13 protein-coding genes are annotated in these 20,566 nt (G+C 65.3%); 3 read left to right on the forward strand and 10 right to left on the reverse strand.

The genetic code is table 11. The features are described 5' to 3' along the window. Nucleotides 1-42: 42 nt before the first annotated feature. Nucleotides 43-951 carry a LysR family transcriptional regulator gene (locus RAD15_RS17950; protein ID WP_458179468.1) on the forward strand — a complete coding sequence of 303 codons (909 nt, stop codon included), beginning with the start codon at nt 43-45 and terminating at the stop codon, nt 949-951. 122 nt (nt 952-1,073) lie between these two features. Here the strand turns inward: RAD15_RS17950 and iaaH are convergent, their stop codons facing one another. Further along, nucleotides 1,074-2,492: an indoleacetamide hydrolase gene (gene iaaH, locus RAD15_RS17955; RefSeq protein WP_458179469.1), complete on the reverse strand. Its 1,419-nt coding sequence runs from the start codon at nt 2,490-2,492 to the stop codon at nt 1,074-1,076. A 76-nt stretch (nt 2,493-2,568) separates the two neighbouring features. Next, nucleotides 2,569-6,018 carry an indolepyruvate ferredoxin oxidoreductase family protein gene (locus tag RAD15_RS17960; protein ID WP_458179470.1) on the reverse strand — a complete coding sequence of 1,150 codons (3,450 nt, stop codon included), beginning with the start codon at nt 6,016-6,018 and terminating at the stop codon, nt 2,569-2,571. A 154-nt stretch (nt 6,019-6,172) separates the two neighbouring features. Here RAD15_RS17960 and RAD15_RS17965 point away from each other — a divergent pair, with 154 nt between their 5' ends. Continuing rightward, nucleotides 6,173-6,628: an Lrp/AsnC family transcriptional regulator gene (locus tag RAD15_RS17965; protein WP_458179471.1), complete on the forward strand. Its 456-nt coding sequence runs from the start codon at nt 6,173-6,175 to the stop codon at nt 6,626-6,628. 132 nt (nt 6,629-6,760) lie between these two features. On the opposite strand, the gene RAD15_RS17970 is transcribed toward RAD15_RS17965, so the two are convergent. Genes RAD15_RS17970 through RAD15_RS17980 form a run of 3 tightly spaced genes read right to left on the reverse strand, consistent with a single transcriptional unit; the run spans nt 6,761 to nt 10,003 of the window. Then, a complete protein-coding gene (locus tag RAD15_RS17970) occupies nt 6,761-7,546 on the reverse strand; it encodes a fumarylacetoacetate hydrolase family protein (RefSeq protein ID WP_458179472.1) in 786 nt (261 codons plus the stop codon). A 15-nt stretch (nt 7,547-7,561) separates the two neighbouring features. Further along, complete coding sequence (locus tag RAD15_RS17975) at nt 7,562-8,929, reverse strand: LLM class flavin-dependent oxidoreductase (RefSeq protein ID WP_458179473.1); 1,368 nt, start codon at nt 8,927-8,929, stop codon at nt 7,562-7,564. A 21-nt stretch (nt 8,930-8,950) separates the two neighbouring features. After that, the gene (locus RAD15_RS17980) at nt 8,951-10,003 is read right to left on the reverse strand and encodes an Ldh family oxidoreductase (protein ID WP_458179474.1); all 1,053 of its coding nucleotides are present in this window, start codon (nt 10,001-10,003) and stop codon (nt 8,951-8,953) included. Between the two features lie 296 nt (nt 10,004-10,299). Here RAD15_RS17980 and RAD15_RS17985 point away from each other — a divergent pair, with 296 nt between their 5' ends. Next, nucleotides 10,300-14,415, forward strand: a complete 4,116-nt coding sequence (locus RAD15_RS17985; protein ID WP_458179475.1) for a bifunctional diguanylate cyclase/phosphodiesterase — start codon at nt 10,300-10,302, stop codon at nt 14,413-14,415. Here the strand turns inward: RAD15_RS17985 and RAD15_RS17990 are convergent. The 5 genes from RAD15_RS17990 to RAD15_RS18010 form a co-directional block, all read right to left on the reverse strand. Beyond that, nucleotides 14,389-14,730 (reverse strand): hypothetical protein, encoded by a 342-nt coding sequence (locus RAD15_RS17990; RefSeq protein ID WP_458179476.1) that lies wholly within the window; start codon nt 14,728-14,730, stop codon nt 14,389-14,391. The genes RAD15_RS17985 and RAD15_RS17990 overlap by 27 nt on opposite strands. A 228-nt stretch (nt 14,731-14,958) precedes the next feature. Next, nucleotides 14,959-15,951 carry a UDP-glucose 4-epimerase GalE gene (gene galE / locus RAD15_RS17995; protein ID WP_458179477.1) on the reverse strand — a complete coding sequence of 331 codons (993 nt, stop codon included), beginning with the start codon at nt 15,949-15,951 and terminating at the stop codon, nt 14,959-14,961. 19 nt (nt 15,952-15,970) lie between these two features. Beyond that, nucleotides 15,971-16,777: a WecB/TagA/CpsF family glycosyltransferase gene (locus RAD15_RS18000; RefSeq protein ID WP_458179478.1), complete on the reverse strand. Its 807-nt coding sequence runs from the start codon at nt 16,775-16,777 to the stop codon at nt 15,971-15,973. After that, on the reverse strand, nt 16,770-19,142 hold the full coding sequence (locus RAD15_RS18005; protein ID WP_458179479.1) for an exopolysaccharide transport family protein: 2,373 nt from the start codon (nt 19,140-19,142) through the stop codon (nt 16,770-16,772). Before RAD15_RS18005 ends, RAD15_RS18000 begins: the two co-directional genes overlap by 8 nt. Before the next feature lie 291 nt (nt 19,143-19,433). Further along, the gene (locus RAD15_RS18010) at nt 19,434-20,234 is read right to left on the reverse strand and encodes a methyltransferase (protein ID WP_458179480.1); all 801 of its coding nucleotides are present in this window, start codon (nt 20,232-20,234) and stop codon (nt 19,434-19,436) included. Between the last annotated feature and the right edge of the window lie 332 nt (nt 20,235-20,566).

The following is a 20,566-nucleotide window of genomic DNA, read 5'->3' on the forward strand; positions in this document are numbered from 1 at the left end:
ATTCCTTGCGATTGTCGATCAAGAGCGGATAATCAGGCGACCATGGATCGATTGACCAGCCTCGAAGTGTTCAGCCGGGTGGTCGAAGCCGGCGGCTTCTCCGCAGCCGCGCGCAAGCTCAACATGTCCACCACCATGGTGAGCAACCATGTCCAGGCGCTGGAAGACCGGCTCGGGGTGAGGCTGCTTCAACGCACCACGCGCAAGGTCAACCTGACCGAGATCGGCAAGGCCTATTACGACCGCTGCGTTCAGATCCTCGCCGATATCGAACAGGCCGACGACATCGCGAGCGAGTTGCAATCGACGCCGCGTGGAACGCTGCGCATCCACACCGCGACCCACATGGTGCCGTTCGTCGCTCCCGTGATGGCCGAATTCCTCGCGACCTATCCGGAGGTCAAGGTCGATCTGCGCATGGGCGAGACCAATGTCGACTTGATCGAGGAAGGCTTCGATCTCGCGCTGCGCATGATCGCGCCGCCGGACTCCAGCCTGATCGTGCGCAGCCTTGCGACCTGGCGGCACGTGCTGTGCTGCTCGCACGCCTATATCGAGGCGCATGGGCGCGTCTCGAAGCTCGAAGAGCTCGCCGAGCACAATTGCGTGCGCCACATCAACTATCCCTTCGACGAGTGGCGCTTCTTCGATCGCAAGGGCACGCCGGCCTCGGTGCGCGTTTCAGGCAATCTGATCACCAACAGCGGCGAAGCCCTGCGCGAGGCGGCGTTGCAGGGCGCAGGTATCAGCCTCGCGGCCGGATTTCTGGTGGGCAACGATCTCGACGCCGGACGGCTGGTGCGCCTCCTGCCGGAATACCGTCCGGTCGAGATGTCAATGAACGCGGTCTATCCGCACAAGCATCATCTGTCGGCGAAGGTCAGGACCTTCATCGACATGCTCGTGCATCACGCCGCCGAGCAGCAGAAGCTGATCAATCCGTATTCTTAGCTGGCACAGTGCCGTAGGGTGGGCAAAGGCGCGCTTGCGCCGTGCCCACTAACTTTCCATGAATTCGACAGAAGAGGTGGCACGCGCGCGAAGTGCGCGCCTTTGCCCACCCTACGAGAGCGTCAGCGTGGCGGCGGCAGCCGTCCGAACACTGTGTCGAGCGCGATGCCGATTGCAAGCAGCCTTTCGTCGCTGCCCGCAGGGCCATCCAGCTCGAGTCCGATCGGCAGCTTGCTGGTGGCGCCAAGCGCAATCGGGATCTGGATGCCGGGAATGCCGGCATTGCTGCCGGGGTCGGTGTTCTGGATGAACAGGCCGAAATTTTCCAGGCTGCTGGAGTCGGGATTGGAGGCAATGGCGACCCGCGGCGTGGTCGGGAAGGCGATGGCCTCGAGCCGGTTGTCAGCAAAGCTCTTGGCGTACAGCGCCTGCAACGCTGGACGTGCGGTCGCGATCGCGGCGTCATAGAACGGCTTGGCGTCGACCAGCGTGTTGTCCGGGCCCGGCAGCTTGCGGGGGATCACCAGGCCATCATAGGTGCCCTTCACGTCGGCGCTGGAAATCTCCTCCGCCAGCGCTTCGATGGTGAGGCCGGTTCCAGTGTGCGCGAGATAGGCGACCAGATCGTCATAGGCCTCGTACAGCGCGACGGGAAAACTGACCTGGCCGTCGAGCTCCGCCAGTTGCGGCATCTCGATCTCGACCACGACGATGCCCCGGGCTTTCATCTGCGCGACGGCCGCATGGAAGGCGGCCTCGGTGTCGGCATCGAGATTGGCCAGCATCGACCTCACGAGGCCGACACGGACCTGCGTCAGATCAGCCGCCGCGATCGAGCCGCCACCCGCGATCACGCGATCGAGCAGCGCGACGTCCGCCATGGTCGCAGCCATGGGACCTGCGGTATCGCGAGTGTGCGAGATCGGCGCGATGCCGTCCTGCGGATAGCGGCCGACGGTCGGGCGCAACGAGGCGCAACCGTTCAGGGCGGCAGGGACCCGCACCGACCCGCCGGTGTCGGTGCCGAGCCCGCCCGCGACGATTCGCGCGCCGATCGCAGCCCCCGTTCCGGACGAGGAGCCGCCGGCGATCAGGGCGCGGTCATAGGCGTTGCGCACGCCGAACTCCGCGCCGGTCTTGAATGCGGTGTTGTAGCCCGAGATGCCGAAGGCAAGCTCGTGCATGCTGGTCTTGCCGATGATGACCGCGCCCGCGGCGCGCAGCTTCGCCGCCACCGGCGCATCGGCCTTCGGCACGTAATCTTTCAGCGCGGGCGTACCGGCGCTACAGGGCAGTCCCGCGACCTCGATGTTGTCCTTGATCACGACCGGCACGCCGCCGAGCGGTTTGCTCCTGTCGCCTGTCGCATCGAATGCGGCGGCCGCCTTCAAAGCGCCGGCCTCGTCCAGGGTGACGAAGGCATTGAGATCGGCGTTGGCTTTGGCGCGAGCAAGAGCTTCTGTCGTGAGCGCCGCGCTCGTCACCTTGCCGGCGCGGAGGTCCGCTACGGCCTGGGTCAGGGTCAACTGGTCGAAATCCATGATGCGTCACCTGATTGCAGAGGCGCCAACAGGGCGCCTCTCAAAGTCCGGAGGCTGAGGCCTCACTGGCGCCGCGTCAACCGTGGGCGTGCATCTTTCGCGTTACCGATGTCGTCAAATTCGTGAGGAGCCGTTCGACCTCGGGCTTCGCCTTGGCGATCGCGGTGTCCTTCACCGGACCGTAGCCGCGGATGTCCATCGGCGCTTTTGCGATGGCGATGAGATCGGGCAGATGCGCTGCGTCGAGCCCGCCGAGCATCCGTTCGATCACGTCTTCATACCAGACGATCAGCTCCCGCTCGGCGTGCCGTTCCGCCGTGTAGCCGAACGGATCGAACGGCGTCCCGCGCAATCCCTTCAACCGCGCGAGCATGGCGAGCGGCATCTGAATCCACTGCCCAAAGGCGCGCTTGCGGGGACGACCGCGCGCATCGTGCTTGGACGGCAGGAATGGTGGGGCAAGGTGGTAATGGATACTGAAGCCGTCCTCGAACTCGCGCTTAAGTTCGTCGAGGAATCCGGTCTGCATGTGCAGGCGCGCGACCTCGTACTCGTCCTTGTAGGCCATCAGCTTGAACAGGGCGAGTGCAATGGCTTCGGTCAGGGCGGTGCTATTCAAAGCAGCTTCGGTGTCGCGAACCTTTGTGACAAGCGCCCGATAACGGGCCGCATAAGCCTCATCCTGATAGGCGGTAAGGAAATCGGCGCGACGGTTGATGAGCTGGTCGAGCGTCTCGACTTTGGGCGCATCGTCCGTCTTCGGCAGAAAATCCGGATCGGCTGCGGCGATGCGGCCCCAGGCAAAGGCGTGCTTGTTGCGCTCGACGGCGACGCCGTTGAGCTCGATCGCGCGCAGCAGCGCCTGCAGCGAGATCGGCACCAGTCCGTGCTGCCAGGCAAAGCCGAGCATGATGATGTTGGCAAAGACGGCATCGCCGAGCAGCCGCTCGGCCAGCGCGTTCGCATCGATGGTGTCGAGATTGCCATCGCCGATCACCTGCCGGATCGCGCGCAGGCGGGCAGGGGAGGCGAGATCGGCGTCGCGGAAGCGAACGACGTCGCCGGTCGGCATCTCCGCGGTGTTGACCGCGGCGCGCGTGCCGCGGCGATAGGTGCCGGATGCCTTTGGTGAGGAACTGACGACGAGGTCGCAGCCGATCAGCGCATCGGCGGCGCCCTGGTCGATCCGGACCTGATGCAGCGCCTCGGGCGACGGCGCCAGGCGGATGTAGCTCAGCACCGGCCCGAATTTCTGCGCAAAGCCCGTGAAGTCCAGCACCGAGACGCCGCGGCGCTCGAGATGCGCGGCCATGCCGATCAGCGCGCCAACTGTGATCACGCCGGTGCCGCCGACGCCGGTGATCAACAGGTCGTAAGGGCGCTCGAGCGTCGTGGGCGCGGGCGTGGGAAGCGTGGCCGCGCGGCCGAGTGCGTCGATCTGACTGGCGCTCTTCTTCCGGCGCGTTGCGCCTTCCACGGTGACAAAACTCGGGCAGAAGCCGTTGAGGCAGGAGAAGTCCTTGTTGCAGGCCGACAGATTGATTTGGCGCTTGCGGCCGAACGGCGTCTCCCTGGGCTCGACGCTGAGGCAGTTGGATTCGATCGAGCAATCGCCGCAGCCCTCGCAGACGAGATCGTTGATGTAGGCAAAGCGCTTGGGGTCGGCCATCTCGCCACGCTTGCGCCGGCGCCGCTTCTCGGTGGCGCAGGTCTGCTGATAGATCAGGACCGATACGCCGGAGACCTCGCGCAGCGCGCGTTGCACGGCATCCATCTCCTCGCGCGGGTGGATGCTCACGCCACCGGGCAAATCCGCCGGCGAAAATCGGGAGGGATCGTCCGAGACGAGCGCGATGCGTTCGACGCCTTCGGCGCGGACACTGTGCGCGATGGCATGCACGCTGACGGGACCGTCGACCGGCTGGCCGCCGGTCATCGCCACGGCGTCGTTGAACAGGATCTTGTAGGTGATGTTCGCCCCGGCGGCGACCGCCTGGCGGATCGCCATCGAACCGGAGTGGTAATAGGTGCCCTCGCCCAGATTCTGAAACACGTGCTTGTTGCCGGTGAACTTCGACGACGCCGCCCAGTTCACGCCTTCGCCGCCCATCTGGATCAGCGAGGAGGTCTCGCGGTCCATCCAGCTCGCCATGAAATGGCAGCCGATGCCGGCCAGCGCCTTGGAGCCCTCCGGCACCTTCGTCGATGTGTTGTGCGGGCAACCGGAACAGAAATAGGGCGTGCGCGTCGCGCCGGCGACGTTGATCGTGCGCGCCGCCTCGGGCATCAAGGTGGCTGCACGCGCGGCGAGATTGAGGCCCGGAAACATCGGATCAAGCCGGCGCGCCAGCACGCCCGCCAGCGCGCGCGGCGACAATTCACCGATCCAGGAGATCAGCCTCGCCCCTCGCTCGTCGTGCTTGCCGACCATGCGCTCGGGCTTGCTGCCTGGATAGTCGTAGAAATATTCCTTGAACTGGCTCTCGATGATGCCGCGCTTCTCCTCGACCACGAGGACCTCGCGCTTGCCCCTCACGAAATCCATCGCGTCATGCAGCGCCAGCGGCCAGACCATGCCGACCTTGTAGACATCGATGCCGATGCTGCGGCAGGCGGCTTCATCGAGGCCCATCAGCCGCAGCGCCTCCATCAGATCGAGATGCGCCTTGCCTGTCGTGACGATTCCGTAGGTGGCGCCCGGAATGTCGTAGATGTGGCGGTCGATCGGATTGGCCTTTGCGAAGGCGTAGACCGCGTGCTTCTTCGCCTCCAGCCGTTCCTCGATCTGCGGTCCCGGCAGGTCGGGCCAGCGATAGTGCAGGCCACCCGGCGGTGGCGTGAAGTCGGGCGTGCGGAACAGGCGCGGCGGACGCAGCGCGACGGATGCGCCCGATTCCACGATCTCCGAGATCGCCTTGAAGCCGACCCACATGCCGGAGAAGCGGCTCAGCGCATAGCCGTATTCGCCGAATTCGAGATATTCGCCGACGCTGGCCGGATGCAGCGTCGGCATGAACCAGCTCATGAAGGCGACGTCGGATTGGTGCGGCATCGAGGAGGAGACGCAGCCATGATCGTCGCCGGCGACCACCAGCACGCCGCCGTGCGGCGAGGAGCCGTAGGCATTACCGTGCTTGAGCGCATCGCCGGAGCGATCGACGCCGGGGCCCTTGCCGTACCAGAGCCCGAACACGCCATCGACTTCTCTGTCAGCTTGCGTCTCGACCTGCTGCGAGCCGAGCACCGCGGTTGCCGCGAGGTCCTCGTTCACGGCCGGAAGGAATTCGATGCGATCGCGCTTCAGCCCTTCCTGGATGCGCCACAGTTCGAGATCGACGCCGCCGAGCGGCGAGCCGCGATAGCCCGAGATGAAGCCGGCGGTCTTGAGCCCGGCCGCGCGGTCGCGCCGTGCCTGGTCGAGCGCGATACGGACGATCGCCTGCGTGCCGGTGAGAAAGACGCGGCCCTCCTGGCGGTCGTAGCGGTCGGAGAGCTCGTAGGTGTCGAGTGACGGAATGGCGTCCATGGCGGACCTCGCGCGGCGTCCCTGCCGAATAATGGCAGGGTATGCCTGGGAGACTGGTAGGTCTTACCTATTTATCCCCTATGGGGCGCTCATTCGGTAGAGTTTTGCAATAACTGGCAATGTTTGGTAGATTTCCTCAAATTGAGGGTCTTCCATGATCGAAGAACAGGACTCGCGGATTCTCGCGCACCTCCAGAAGGACGGCCGCGCCACCAACCAGCAACTGGCCGACGAGGTCGGCATGTCCACCTCGGCCTGCTGGCGCCGGGTGCGCGCGCTGGAGGAGAGTGGCGTCATCCGGGGCTATGCGGCGCTGGTCGTACGCGAGCAGGCGGGATTTGCGATGTCGGCCATCCTCCATGTCTCGCTGGAGCGGCATGACGCGAAATTCGTCGACGAGTTCGTCGCACGGGTGACCACGCGACGCGAGGTGCTGGAGTGTTTTGCGACGACGGGCGACGCCGATTATCATTTGCGCGTCGTCGTGCAGGACATGGCGGCTTACAACCGCTTCCTCGACGAGTTCATGTTCCGCATTCCCGGCATCCGCTACGTCCGCAGCAACGTGGTGCTGAAGGAGATCAAGACCGGCGTGGCGCTGCCGTTTTGAGGAGGTGTCGTAGGGTGGGTTAGCCGAAGGCGTAACCCACCGCCTCTGTCTCCGCGGAAAACAAAGAGGTGGATTACGCCGAGCAGATGCACTTCGTGCATCTGCAGGGCTAACCCACCCTACGGCCCTCTATTACCGCTTCTCCCGCACGAACCTGTTTCGCAATGTCCCGATGCCGGTGATGTCGATCTCCACGACGTCGCCGTGCTTGATGTCGGGCGAGGCGCCGTCGGTGCCCATCCAGATCACGTCGCCGGGCCATAGCGTGAAATACTTGGTCAGCTCGACCAGGAACGGCACCACGCCGAAGATCATGTCGTTGGTGTGGAAGCGGTTGGTCTCCTTGCCGTTGACCCGGACGATTGTCTGCATCTTGGCGAGATCGGCCTCGGTCTCGATCCACGGGCCCATCGGCTTGAAGGTGTCGGCGTTCTTCGAGCGCCACAGGCTGCGATCGGCCTTCTGCCAGCTCCGTTCGCTGACGTCGTTGCCGATGGTGTAGCCGAATACGCAGTCCATCGCGTTCTGTTTGGTGAGATGCTTCACCTTCTTGCCGATGACGACGGCGAGCTCGCCTTCATAGTGGATCTTGTCCGTCGCGAAGGACGGAATCACCACGTCTTCCTCATGCGCGATCAGCGCGTTCTGGGCGCGATAGCCGATCTCGGGCCTGTCGGGCACGGCCGGCACTTCGCCGCGCTTGTCGGCGGCCTCTTTCAGGTGCTTCAGATAGTTCAATCCAACGCAATAGAAGGTACGCGGGATCAGCGGCAGCTCGATCTTGACGTCGCCGAACGGATGCGTGCGCGAGCTGCGCTGCCATTCACCGAACGGATCGCCGTCGACCGCGATCACCCGGTCGCCTTCAATAATCCCCCAGGACGTCTTGCCCGAGGCGGTGAATGTCAGCCAGCGCATGGTTTGTCCTTGCTGTTATTCCGCGGCATCGCGCGGCTGCACCTTCCAGGCGCCCGCCGCCGGCCGCTTGAGCCCGAGATTGTCCCGCAGCGTCTTGCCGCGATACTCCTTCTGGAACAGGCCGCGGCGCTGCAATTCCGGCACGATATGCTGCACGAAATCGCCGTAGGAACCGGGCACGTAGGTCGCGGCGATGACAAAACCGTCGCAGCCGCGCTCGACGAACATCTCTTCCAATTTGTCCGCGATCTCCTTGGGACCGCCGACCATCGCATCCTGGACCTGGCCGCGGCCCGAGAAGGTGACGAAGTCGCGCGCGCTCGGATTGCTCTTGCCCGAATTCTTGAGCACGCCGTCGCGGATGCCCAGAATGCCTTGCATGCTCTTGAGCTCCTCCGTCGTCAGGGGCTCGTCGAGATCCTTGGAGGCGAAATCGTAGTTGAGCGCTTCGGCGAGCAGGGACAGCGCGTCGATCTGGAGCGGCAGCTTGTTGATCAGCGCCATCTTGTCTTCGGCCTCGGCTTTGGTCGCGGCGCAGACCGGTGTCGTCAGATTGCAGAGGAACATCTGGTCGGGATCGCGGCCGGCTTTCGCGGCCTCGTTGCGCACGGAAGCATAGCCGTCCTTGGCCGCGGCGAGGTTGCGCGCGGCCGTGAAGATCACCTCGCCCCATCGCCCGGCAAAGCGCTGGCCGCGGCCGGACGCGCCGGCCTGGATGATCACGGGATGGCCTTGCTCCGAACGCGGCACGGTGAACGGCCCGCGGGACTTGAAAGCCGGCCCCCTGTGATCGAGCCGCTTCACCTTGGCCGGGTCGGCAAAGCGGCCGCTCGTCTTGTCCATGATGAGCGCGCCGTCCTCCCAGGTGTCCCAATGGCCGAGCACGACCTCCATGAACTCGTCGGCCTTGTCGTAGCGGGAATCGTGCTCGGGATGGGAGTCGCGGCCCATGTTGAGCGCTTCACCGTCATTGAGCGAGGTGACGACGTTCCAGCCCGCGCGTCCGCCCGACATCAGGTCGAGGGTCGCGAAGCGGCGGGCGACGTCGAATGGCTCGTAATAGGTGGTCGAGCAGGTCGCCCCAAGGCCGAGCTTCGAGGTGACCATGCCCATCGTGGTCAGCACGATCAGCGGGTCCATCTTCACGCAGCGGATGCCGTATTCGACGGTGTGGGCGTGGTCGTTGCCATAGCGATCCGGCATCGCCAGGCGATCGTCGAAGAAGGCCATGTGGAATTTGCCGGCTTCGAGGATCTTTGCGATCTCCTGATAGTAATCTGCGGACATCGAGTCGTCGCGCGAGTCCGGATGTCGCCAGGAGCTCGGCAAATTCGTGCAGTTCTGTGCCTGAAGGAATCCGACCAGTACCATCTGCCGCGTCATGCTGCCGTTCTCCTGATAGCGTCAAGCCAGATCGAGCACGGTGTCGAGCCTGTACTCGCGCGCCAGCGCGCGCAGCTTTTCCCAGGTTGCATCCTCGATCTCGATGCCGTCGCGCAGGCGCTGCTGCTCGCGCACGCCTTCGATCTCGCCGGGATAGTAGACGCCCTTGCTGCCCTCGGAGGGCGGCGTCGATTTCAGATAGCGCGCGAACTCCGCGACCTCGCGCTTGAACTCCTTCAGCGGGCGGAACGCTGCGACGTTGAACACAGCCATGAAGCATCCGTCATTGTGCCGGCCCGTCGGTTCGACGCCGAAGCCGAGACCGGTGAGCAGGCCGCACAGCACCTCGACCATGGCGGCAAGGCCGCTGCCCTTGTAGCCCTCGGTGCCGCCGAGCGGCAGCAGCGCGCCGCCCTTGCGATATTGGGTCGGGTCGGTGGTGTGGCGCCCATCGGCATCGATGATCCATCCCGTCGGAATCTCCTCGCCGCGGGCGACCGCGAGCTGGATCTTGCCGGCCGCGACCGCCGAGGTCGCCATGTCCAGGTAGAACGGTGCGTCGAGATCGGACGGCACCGCGATCGAGATCGGGTTGGTGCCGAGCCGCGCCTCCTTGCCGCCGAACGGGGCGACGTGTTTCGGCGAGCGCCCCGAATCGGCGGTCGCAATCCCGATCATGCCTTCGCGCATTGCCATCAGCGGATAGGCGGCGAGGCGGCCGACATGGCTTTGCCGGAACACGGTGCAGGCGGCGAGGTTGGCCGTCTTCGCCTTCTCGATCGTCAGCGCCATCGCCCTGGCGTTGACGTGGAAACCAAAACCCCAATGGCCGTCGATCACGGTCGTGGTCGGCGATTCCTGGACGATGGACCATTTGGCGCCGGGAACGATGTGGCCGGCCTTGATGCGGTCGATATAGGTGGGAACGGCAATCACGCCGTGGGAATCGTGGCCGGCGAGGTTGGCATTGACGCAACCGATGGCGACCGCGTCAGCCTCCTCCTCGGAAGCCCCGGCGGCACGGAGCAGCGCAGCGCTGACGCGCGTGAGGCGGTCGGCCTTGACGATCGGCATGGCGTTCCCTCGACTTGGTGCCCTTAACGGGCTGCTCGTTGGGTGCCATCGTCTCAAAGCCGAGGTGCGATATCAATCTCCCGTAAACCAACACAGGGCTGCAAATTCGTAAAGAGAACGCGCCTTTGGTCGGAGATTCATGCCGCGCGGCGGTATTTTCGATAGTTTGGCGCGGGTTGTTCGCAGCTCGTTCACTTTGATCGACGGTTTGCTGCGCGCAATAACGACCACTTAGGCGGTCACCGTTCATAAAGTCACCCGGGAGAAATAGGCAGAAATGCCCGGGAGTTGAGATCGTGCCGACGACACTCGCGCGCACCTTTGCGGCGTTGAGCGCCATTAACGAAGCGATTCTCTACGCGGAATCGCCGGACGAGCTGTACCAGAAGGTCTGCGACGCCGGGTTTTCGAGCGGGGACTTTCTGGCCGTCGCCGTGTTCCTGGTGGGATCGGATGGCGGACGGCTGCGTTTTGCGGCCGGCTGCGGTGACGACATTCCGCGACTGCGCTCGATCGAGATTACGACGGAAGCCGGAACACCGGAAGGATCTGGTGTCGGTGGCGAGGCGTTTCGCGATCAGAAGCTGTGCATCAGCAACGACTATCTGAACGATCCGCGCTCGCTGGCGTGGCGCGAGGGCGCGGCCAAGGCCCATATCGGCGCGGCTGCGGCGCTGCCGCTGCTCTGCAACGGCAAGAGCGTCGGTGTGCTGTACGTGACCCGCAGCGAAGCCAACTCGCTGAACGAGCAGATGGTGTCGCTGTTCGAGCGCATGTCGGCCAATATTTCCTATGCACTGGACAATTTCGGGCGCGAGAGCGCGCGGCAGGCCAGCGAGCGGGCGACGCGGCGGCTCAACCGCATGTTCGGCGCGATCAGTGCCACCAACGAAGCCATCCTGCGCGCCAAGACCGAGCATGAGCTGTACCAGCTCGTGTGCGATGCCTCCGTGCACAGCGGCAAGTCGCTGGCGACCATCGTGCTGCTCCGCGAGCCGGATTCGCATTGGATGAGCCCGGTCGCGTCCACCGGACAGAACCTCGAGCTGATCACCCAGGCGCGCTATTCGATCGATCCGGAGAATCCCTACGGCCGGGGCATATCCGGCGAGGTGTTCCGGACGCAGAAGCCGATCGTCGAGGACGACCTCGCCAGCCGTACCAAGGGCTCGCCGTGGGAGCAGGCCAACGTCAACACCGGCGTTGCCGCCTGCGTGGTCGCGCCGCTGATCAGGCACGGCGAAAGTGTCGGCGTGCTCTTGTTCTTCATCAGCCGCTCCTGGGCCAAGGACGAGGAGATCGTTGCGCTGTTGCTGCGCATGGCCGAGAACGTCTCGTTCGCAATCGAGAATTTTGGTCGCGAGGCCGAGAAAGCCAGGATCGCTTCGGAAGAAGAGCGTCTGGCACGCATGTATGCGGCGCTCAGCGCCACCAACGAGGCGATCCTGCGCGCGCGGTCGCGTTCCGAGTTGTTCGAGCTCGTCTGCGAAGCGACGGCGAAGGGCGCCAAGTTCACCTCGGCCAGCATCGCACTGCTCGACCAGCCCGCCGAATTGTTGCGCGTCGTCGCCAGCTACGGACCGAATGCGGAGCATGTTCGCAGCTTCAAGTTTTCGACGTCCGATGAAGTGCCGGAAGGGCGCGGGCTGACCGGTACCGCCTTTCGCACGCGCCAGCCCGCTGTCAGTAACGACGTGCTCGCCGACGACCGCATCGCGCCGTGGCACGCCAGCGCCCGCCGCACCGGCATCGCCTCCTCCGCGGCGCTGCCGCTGTTCAACGGCGACCGGGTGGAGGGCGTGTTTCTGTTCAACTCGCCGGAGTGCGGCACCTTCACGCCCGAATTCGTCGAGCTGCTGCGCAAGCTCCAGGCCAATGTCGCCTTCGCGCTGGAGAATTTCGACCGCGCCGACGAGAAGGCCAAGGCCGAAATGCAGCGTAATCGTCTCCGCGGCATGCTCGAGGCGCTGAGCGCGACCAATGAAGCCATCATGCGGGTGACAACCCGGGCCGAATTGTTCGAAGTGGTTTGCGAGGCGGCGGTGCTGGGCGGCACCTTCTCCTCCGCGACCATCGCCATGGTTGACCCGACGGGGCACTACCTCGACATCGCCATGACCAAGGGCGAAAGCTGCTATCAGGTCAAGGAATGGCGGTTCTCGACGTCGGCCGGCGACCCGGAAGGTCGCGGGCTGACCGGTACCTCCTTCCGCACGCGCGCGCCCTGCGTCGCCAACGAGCTTCTCAGCGACAGGCGCACCGCGCACTGGCACCAGATCGCGCGCATCCAGGGCACCAGATCGGGCGCCTGCTTCCCGCTGCTCAGCAACGGTTGCAAGTCGATCGGTGTGCTGCTGTTCCTCTCATCGGACGAAGGCACGTTCACGCCGGATCTCATCCAGCTGCTGGGCCGGCTTGCCGAGAATGTGTCGTTCGCGCTCGACAATTTCGAGCGCGCCGAGGAAAAGGCCCGCACCGAGGCGCAGAAAGAGCGCCTGACGCGCATGTTCGCGGCACTGAGCGCGACCAATGAAGCGATCATGCGGGCGAAGTCGCGCGCCGAGCTATTTGAGCTCGTTTGTCTCGCGGCGTCGAACGGCGCCAAGTTCACCTCGACGACCATTGCGCTTGCCAGCGCCGACAGCGACCAGCTCGAGATCGTCGCCAGCGCTGGACCGTCGTCTGACACCACGCGTAACGTCCGCCTCTCGGTCGACGCTGAGCGACCTGAAGGTCGGGGGATGGCTGGCACGGCGTTTCGGACCCGACAGCCGTGCATCATCAACGACTATCTCAATGACCAGCGCGTGAGCGCCTTCCATGCCATCGTTCGCGGGGACGGCGCGCGATCGGGCGCGGCGTTGCCGCTTATCGCCCACGACCAGCCTGTCGGCGTCATGATCTACATGTCGACCGAGAAGGACTCTTTCACCAGCGAGTTCGTCGAGCTGTTGCAGCGCCTCGCCGACAACGTTTCCTTCGCGATGGAGAATTTCGATCGCGCCGACGCCAAGAACGAGGCGGACGAGCGAATCGAATATCTTGCCTCGCACGACAGTCTGACGGACCTGCCGAACCGTGACACGTTCAACGGGCTTCTGCGCGAGGCGATCGACGAGGCGCGGCGCCACGATCACCGCTTCGCGGTGCTGTTCATCGATCTCGATCGCTTCAAGGTCATCAACGACTCGCTGGGACACGAAGCCGGCGACCTGCTTCTGCTCGAGGTGGCGAACCGGTTGCGCGGCGCGCTGCGGGTCAGCGACGTGGTGGCGCGGCTCGGCGGCGACGAGTTCGTGGTGATCCTCGACCAGTGCGGCGAGATCGACGACGTCCAGCGCATCGCGACCGGGCTGCTGACGGCGCTCGCCGAGCCGATGGAGCTGGCCGGGCACGAGTGCCACACCACGGCGTCGATCGGCATCGCGATGTATCCGGCCAACGGCTCCGACGCGCAGACGCTGACCAAGAACGCCGACATGGCGATGTATCTCGCCAAGGAAGACGGCAAGAACGGCTATCGCTTCTTCTCCAAGGAAGTGACGACGCAATCGATCGAGCGGCTGTCGCTGGAGAGCGCGCTGCGCCGGGCGCTGGAACGCGAGCAGTTTTCGCTGAACTACCAGCCCAAGGTGGACATGGAGACCGGCCAGATCACCGGCGTGGAAGCGCTGCTGCGCTGGACGCATCCCGATCTCGGCAACATCTCGCCGGCTCAGTTCATCCCGCTCGCCGAGGAAACCGGCCTGATCGTGCCGATCGGCCGCTGGGTGGTGAGGGAGGCCTGCGCGCAGGCGATGGCCTGGCAGCGCCGCGGCCTGTTGCCGGTGTCGATGGCGGTCAACCTGTCGCCACGGCAGTTCGCCGACGAGCATTTGTTGCAGGACGTCGACGAGGCGCTGGCGGCTTCCGGCATGTCGCCGGTGTTGCTCCAGCTGGAGGTCACCGAGAGCATGATGATGCGCAACGTCGGACGCGCGCTCAAGGTGCTCGACGCCATCCAGAGCCGCGGCATCCGCCTCGCCATCGACGATTTCGGCACCGGCTACTCGTCGATGTCGCTGATGAAGCACTTCCCGATCGACACCATCAAGATCGATCGCTCCTTCGTTCGGGATCTGCCGCAGGATTCGGAGGATCAGGCCATCGCACAGGCGATCATCAGCATGGGCAAGGCGCTCGGCATGACCGTCGTCGCCGAAGGCGTCGAGAACGCCGAGCAGGAAACGTTCCTGCGCACCCATGGCTGCGACGAGATGCAGGGCTTCCTGATCTCGAAGCCGCTGCCCGCGCGGCAGATGGCGGAGCTGCTGCGGCCGATGGTCCTGCCTATCGCCCCGCCGCTCCAGCCGGAGCCGGATCTTGCCGCCACCGAAGCTGCGGCGTCACGGCTGAAACGCGCTGTCGTCTGACGGCTGCGGGTGCAGTTCGCGGACGTCATGTTCTCCGCCCTCGGCCTTGCTCGGAAAATCCTGAGGCCCCGTCAGCGAGGTCTGCTCGACGAACAATGCGAGAATTGTGCGCGCGCCGTCGGCGAAGCTCGTGCCCTCGTTCAATCCGAGTTCGGCACACCATGTGCAGCTCATCGGCTCCTGGTCGTCGACCACCGCCATGGCAGGCCCCCACCACCAGGCAGGCGCAGGCGAACGCTCGTCCTCGGGCACGACATGCCAGCGGACGAACTCCTCCATCACGCGCTCGAACTCCAGGCGTGCAGCCTGATGCATGCGGTCGATACTCCTTGAATCCACATCCGATGGCAGGCCGACAGGCGGATTTGATCGTGGCCTTGACGCTCGGAAAAATCGGCTCGTGCAAATGGCCGAGCCATGCATGCCGACATCGTCGTCGGCCATGCCGGTAGTGCGGCCGTCGGCGATGCGTCAACGGCGGCAGCGAATGTCCATTCTAGCCGTTTGGAGGCACGGCAGGCAAGGTACGGGTGTTACGGTTGCTTAACGGGCCTTGCGCGGATGGGCCTTCTGGTGCCAGGCCCAGGCGGTGCGGATCACCGTCGGCAGGTCGGAATGACGCGGCACGAAGTTCAGCACTTTTCGCGCGGCCGAGGGATCGGCGACCAGGTAAGTGGGATCGCCGGCGCGGCGCGGCTTGACGGTGTGCGGTACCTCGCGCCCGGTCTCCTGCCTGATCGCGGTCAGGATCTCGCGCACGGAAAAGCCCGACCCGGACCCGAGATTGAAGCTGCCGCCGGGGTGTCCTTCTTCCAGAAGCTTCAGTGCGGCGAGATGCGCCGCCGCGAGGTCGGTGACGTGGATGTAGTCGCGGATCGCGGTGCCGTCGGGCGTGTCGTAGTCGTCGCCGAACACGGCGAAGTCGACATGGCCCTGGAGCGCCATCATCGCGCGCGGAATGAGATGGGTTTCGTTGTCACGCAGCTCGCCGATGCCGCCGGCCGAATCGGCGCCGCTGGCGTTGAAATAGCGCAGGCAAAACGCGCCGAAGCCATAGGCCGCGCGATAATCGGCGAGCATCCGCTCGATCATCCACTTCGACGCGCCGTAGGGATTGATCGGCGCGCACGGAAAGTCCTCCGGTAGCTCCTTGGAATCGGCGTTGCCGTAGACGGCGCCGGTCGAGGAGAACACGATGCGATGGCAGCCCGCGTTGCGCATCGCCTGCAACAGCGACAGCGTGCCCTGGACGTTGTTGATGTAGTATTTCTGCGGGTCGGTCATGGATTCGCCGACGAGGCTGGCCGCCGCAAAATGCATCACCGCCGTGACCTTGAGGTCGGCGAAGACACGCGCCAACGCGGCGCCGTCGAGCAGGTCGCCCGTCACCAGCGGGCCGGCGACGAAGCTGCGATGACCTGTCGAGAGGTTGTCGAAAACGACGGGCAAATAGCCGGCGGCGGTCAGCGCGCGGCATGCGTGCGAACCGATGTAACCCGCGCCTCCCGTGACGAGGACGATCGGTCGGTCGGTCATGTCCTTAACCCGGCCTCTCTCAGCGATTGAAGCGCCGCTTGCGGCTGAAGAGAAGATAGAGCGCGCGGGGGTTGGTGGTCAAATAGCGCCAGAACAGGCGGCGTGGCTCGAGCCATGTGCGCCAGGCCCATTCGAGTCCGATCTTCTGCATCCATTGCGGCGCGCGGGACCGGCTGCCCGACAGAAAGTTGAAAAGGCCGCCGGAAGTCTTGATGACGCCGACATTCGTCAGCAGCGGCGTGTATTCTTCGACGAAGGCCTGCTCGCTGGGTACGCCGAGCGCAACCCACAGATAATCCGGCGCCAGCGCGTTGATCTCTTCGACCTTCGCGCGCAGCGCATCGCCGCGCAGATAGCCGTGGCTGCGCCCGATGATCTTGAGGCTCGGATACGCCTTCTGGACGTTCTCGACCGCAATGACGTTTTCGGCTTCGCTGGCGCCGAACATGTAGAAGGTACGGCCCAGCGCTTCCGCCTTGCGCGCGACGACGTGGAACAGGTCGGTGGTCGCGACACGCTCGGGCAGCGGGAACCAGGATTGCAGCTTCGAGGCCGCCACCAGCGGCTGGCCGTCGGCGTTGATCAGGTCGGCGGCGCGGAACAGGCGCTCGGTCTGCGGCTCGGTCGAGCAGCGCGCCAGCACCTCGCCATTGGCCGAGGTCAGGAACAGCGGACGGCCGATGCGGTGGAGCGGATCGGTCGCCTCGATCATGAAATCGGCGGTCGCTTCCAGGTCGAGCGCGGCCATGCGAAGGCCGCCGACGGTGGTCCGCGGCACGTCGGCGGTTGCGGCCCGGCCGTCCAGGTTGACGCGGCGCTCAAGCATATTGTCTGCCTCGCTGGCGCGCTTGGGTTGCGGGGGTGAGCTCGTCGAGCACGACGCCGACGAGCTTGCACTCGGCGCGGCCGAGCGTGCTCAGGATCTCCTCCAGGCCGTCGTTGATGTCGAGGCTGGTCGGCAGCACCGCCACCAGCGCGTCGGCATCGTCGAGCAGCTTGCGGGCTGCGGCCGCGAGCGGCGTCACGGGACCGTCGAGCACCACGAGGTCATAGCCACCGGCGGAGCGCGCCTGCGCGATCGCCTTGCGAATGGCCTCGGTCGCCTTGCCGGCATCGGCGTCGGCGGCCGGCAGCACCGAGATGCCGTTGACGGTCTTGATCTCGCGCGCGGCCTTGCTGCCGATCGAGAGCCAGCCGTGCCTGCTCGGCTCGCTCTTGCCGGGACGGTTGATCTTGTTGGAGAGCGAGTGGGCGCGATGGTCGGCATCGATCATCAGGACGCGGGCGCCGTCGCGCGCGGCCGCGAGCGCAAAATTGAGCGCGGTCACGCTGCGCCCGGTGGTCTCGCCACTTCCGACCAGCGCGACGACCGGCATCGCCTTGCCGCCGGCGCGCCGGGCCACGGCAGTGCGCATGTCGCGCCAGGCGTTGAGCAGGCTCGTCAGCGGAAAGCCGGGGCGCAGCGTCGGCCAACCCAGCCGGGTCAGATCGACGCCGCCGCCGGTGGCGAGAATGGCGCCGAGTGTGTGGATGACGTCGGCCTCCTGAAGGCGCGCGATCAGCGGCTTTTCGATCAGGGGCGTTTCGGGCATCGAAGGTTGCAGCGATGGCGCCGCGAGTTCCGGCAGAGCTTGCGCCACCTCCGGGGTCGGCGAAACCTGGACGGGCTGAACGACCTCGGGAGCCCGCGGGATCTGCGGGGCTCGTGCGGTGTCCGGCGCCGGCGTGCGCTGCGGACGGGCCGGCGTGGGCATCGGCGCCGTCGCGCCGGCGAACAGGAGCTCGACCGCGACGAACCAGCTCGACGCAGCGAGTGCGCCGAAGATCAAGCCGATCATGGCGAACAGGCTCATCGCGGGCGGAAACGAGCGCCGCTGCGGCACCGTCGCTTCGCCGATGACGCGGGCCGCCGAGGTGTTCAGCGTTTCCTGCTCCTCGGTCTCGCGTGAGCGCTTGAGGAATGATTGATAGACGTCGCGGCTGGCATCGGCCTCGCGCTCCAGCTCGCGCAGGCGGACGGCGGCCTGGCTGAGCTGGACGCTCTGCCGCTTCTGGGCCTCCAGCGCCCGGTTGAGGGAGGCTTCATAGTCGCGGGCGCGCGTCAAATCGTTCTTGGCGGACTGGGCGAAGCGGTCGATCTCTTCGTTGATGGTGCGCTTGAGATCCTCGACCTGCTTCTCGGTCTGGCGCAGCGCCGGATGGCGCGGCCCGAGCTCGCCGGTCTGCTCCGCATATTTCTTGCGTGCGTCGGCGTATTGCGCGCGCAAATTCGCGATGGTCGGCGATTGCAGCGCTTCCGGAATCGCGCCGGCATCGGCGGCGGTGCGGCGGCTCGCTTCGATCTGGTCGAGCCGCGCCTGCGCATCCATCGTCGCCGCGCGGGCGGCGGACAGCCGCTGATTGCTGGCGGACAGCTGCTGGTCGCTGATCAGCGAGTCCTGGGTGCCGACGAAATTGTTCTGGGCCTTGTAGGTGGCGAGCGCGGTCTCGGCGTTGCGCAGCCGCTCGCGCAGCTCCTTGAGGCGACCGGAGAGATCGTTGGTGGCACGGCGTGCGGCCGACGCCTGCGAGTTGCGGGATTCCGTGAGGTAGGTGCTGGTGAGCGTGTTGGCGAGCATCGCCGCCTTTGCGGGATCGGTCGACCAGACCTCGATATCGACGATGAAGCTCTTCTCGGTCTTGCGGATGGTGATGTGCCGGTTCAGCGCGTCGAGCGCCGCAAGCTGCACTTCCTTCTTCTCCGCGGCAGAGGGCGCGCTGGGCTGAAGTCCGATCAGGCCGAGCAGCGACGACATCAGGCTCTTGGCGTCGCCGCCGCCGAATTCCGGATCCTTGTCGAGACCGGCCTGCTGGATCACCTGAAGCAGCACGCTGTTGGAGGTCATCAGGCGCGCCTGGCTCTCCACCACCATGGACATGCCCGAGACGTCCTGCGCGCGCGGCGTGAGTTCGCGATCGACGAGTTGAAGCTCGCGCGGGTCGACGTAAAGCTGCGCGGTGGCGGTGTAGCGGGGCGTCAGACTCTTGCCGACGGCGACGGCAAGCGTTGCGCCGAGGAGCGCGGCCGCGGCGATCGCGATCTTTCGCCGCCACAGCAGATTGACCAGCTCCAGTGCGCTGAAGCCGGCTTGGGGCCGCGGTTGCGGAGCCTCTGGTCTCGCTCGATCTATCGGCTGGTTATAGTCCAGCATGATCCCCAGCTTTCATTCCAACTGCAGCGGGCTGAGGGGTTACTCTTCGCTTTACGCCACGCACCCGCGATATAGGTGCCCAATCAACGCAACAGGGAAAATTAACCATACTCATTGAGGGACTATTCACCGAAATGGCAAACAAAGCGTTTAAGCGCACGCCCCGTTTCGTCGCGTCGTTGTGACGCTCAGGACGCCGAGCTCCCCCAGAGATTAACGGTTCGTTACCGCGCGCAGCGTGGCCGCGAAGCTTCGCTCGGCCTGGAATCGGCTGCGCGCGCGCCATGGTCGTCAGCTCTTCCGCAGGATGACGTGATAATCGCCGCGGCGGACGTCGGTGCCGCGCGGCAGCACGGCGTTCAGCACGGCGGCGCCGGCGTCGACCAGGGCCGCGAACAGCGGCTTGCGGCGGCGCATCTCGGGATAGCGCGGGCTCTCGACCTCACGGCGGTAAATCATCTCGAGGCCGTTAGCCGCCGCGAACGCTTCGAGCCGCGGCAGTGTCACCAGGGGATGGAAGAAGGTCGGGAACGGCGGCTCGCCGGGCAGGCCGGCATCCTTGATGCCGCGGATGTTGCGGTAGAACCAGACGTGGAACCAGTGCGGCGAGTACTTCGTGACGACGCCGGACAGCGAGCGTGGATTGGGCGCGCCGATCAGGATCATGCCGCCGCGCTTGAGCGCGTCGCGGAAGTTCAGGAGTGCGGCATCGACATGAGGCAGATGTTCGATCACGTTGTAGCAAATCACGAGATCGAAGGTTTCTCGGCCAAAATTGTAGATTTGCACGTCGCCGAGGATCGCCTCGTCCGCATAGGTGTTGTTGCGGACCTGATCCTCGTCGATGTCGACGACGGTGACCTTGCTGCGGCTCAGCAATTCCGGCGGCAGAACGCTGCACGAGCCGCCGCCGGCCTCATAGATGGCGAGCGGGCCCTGCGGCAATTCGCGGCGCAGCACGTCGTGGACGGCGAGCAGGCTGTCGCGGGCTTCGCCGGGGACCAGATCGTGCAGCGCCTGGGCGGGGGTAGTGGCCGCGGGGATTTTGATCGCCGTGGCTGTCGCGAAATCGATCGTCGCTGGCTTGTTCATGTTTTTGGACCGCGCTTGTTCGACTCAAATTTACAGGAAAAATCTCGCATGCTCGAAGAGCAAATCTGATGCCGCGTCGCTTCACCGGTCGCGGTGCTTACGGCCGGGTTAATGCGCAAGGGCGTTAACTACGGCATCGTCCATGTTGGTCCGTTGTCGGCGCAGTGGACCGTGAATTGCAGGTTCACGCGCGCAAGGTTTCGCAGGAGAGGCGCGCGAAAGCGGTCAGGCGATGGTGTTGCGGCGGGATGGCCGGGAGATCGGTGATTGGCGCCGGCACGCGTCTCCGGCCGGCCGTTCATTTTGGGACGCAACCGTCTCGCGGCGATGTG

This window comes from Bradyrhizobium sp. 14AA (assembly GCF_054185205.1).

Bases quoted from the DNA above. Each gene is read 5' to 3' on its own strand.
- RAD15_RS17950 (WP_458179468.1), top strand. From the start codon at position 43: ATGGATCGATTGACCAGCCTCGAAGTGTTCAGCCGGGTGGTCGAAGCC.
- iaaH (WP_458179469.1), bottom strand. From the start codon at position 2,492: ATGGATTTCGACCAGTTGACCCTGACCCAGGCCGTAGCGGACCTCCGC.
- RAD15_RS17960 (WP_458179470.1), bottom strand. From the start codon at position 6,018: ATGGACGCCATTCCGTCACTCGACACCTACGAGCTCTCCGACCGCTAC.
- RAD15_RS17965 (WP_458179471.1), top strand. From the start codon at position 6,173: ATGATCGAAGAACAGGACTCGCGGATTCTCGCGCACCTCCAGAAGGAC.
- RAD15_RS17970 (WP_458179472.1), bottom strand. From the start codon at position 7,546: ATGCGCTGGCTGACATTCACCGCCTCGGGCAAGACGTCCTGGGGGATT.
- RAD15_RS17975 (WP_458179473.1), bottom strand. From the start codon at position 8,929: ATGACGCGGCAGATGGTACTGGTCGGATTCCTTCAGGCACAGAACTGC.
- RAD15_RS17980 (WP_458179474.1), bottom strand. From the start codon at position 10,003: ATGCCGATCGTCAAGGCCGACCGCCTCACGCGCGTCAGCGCTGCGCTG.
- RAD15_RS17990 (WP_458179476.1), bottom strand. From the start codon at position 14,730: ATGCATCAGGCTGCACGCCTGGAGTTCGAGCGCGTGATGGAGGAGTTC.
- galE (WP_458179477.1), bottom strand. From the start codon at position 15,951: ATGACCGACCGACCGATCGTCCTCGTCACGGGAGGCGCGGGTTACATC.
- RAD15_RS18000 (WP_458179478.1), bottom strand. From the start codon at position 16,777: ATGCTTGAGCGCCGCGTCAACCTGGACGGCCGGGCCGCAACCGCCGAC.
- RAD15_RS18005 (WP_458179479.1), bottom strand. From the start codon at position 19,142: ATGCTGGACTATAACCAGCCGATAGATCGAGCGAGACCAGAGGCTCCG.
- RAD15_RS18010 (WP_458179480.1), bottom strand. From the start codon at position 20,234: ATGAACAAGCCAGCGACGATCGATTTCGCGACAGCCACGGCGATCAAA.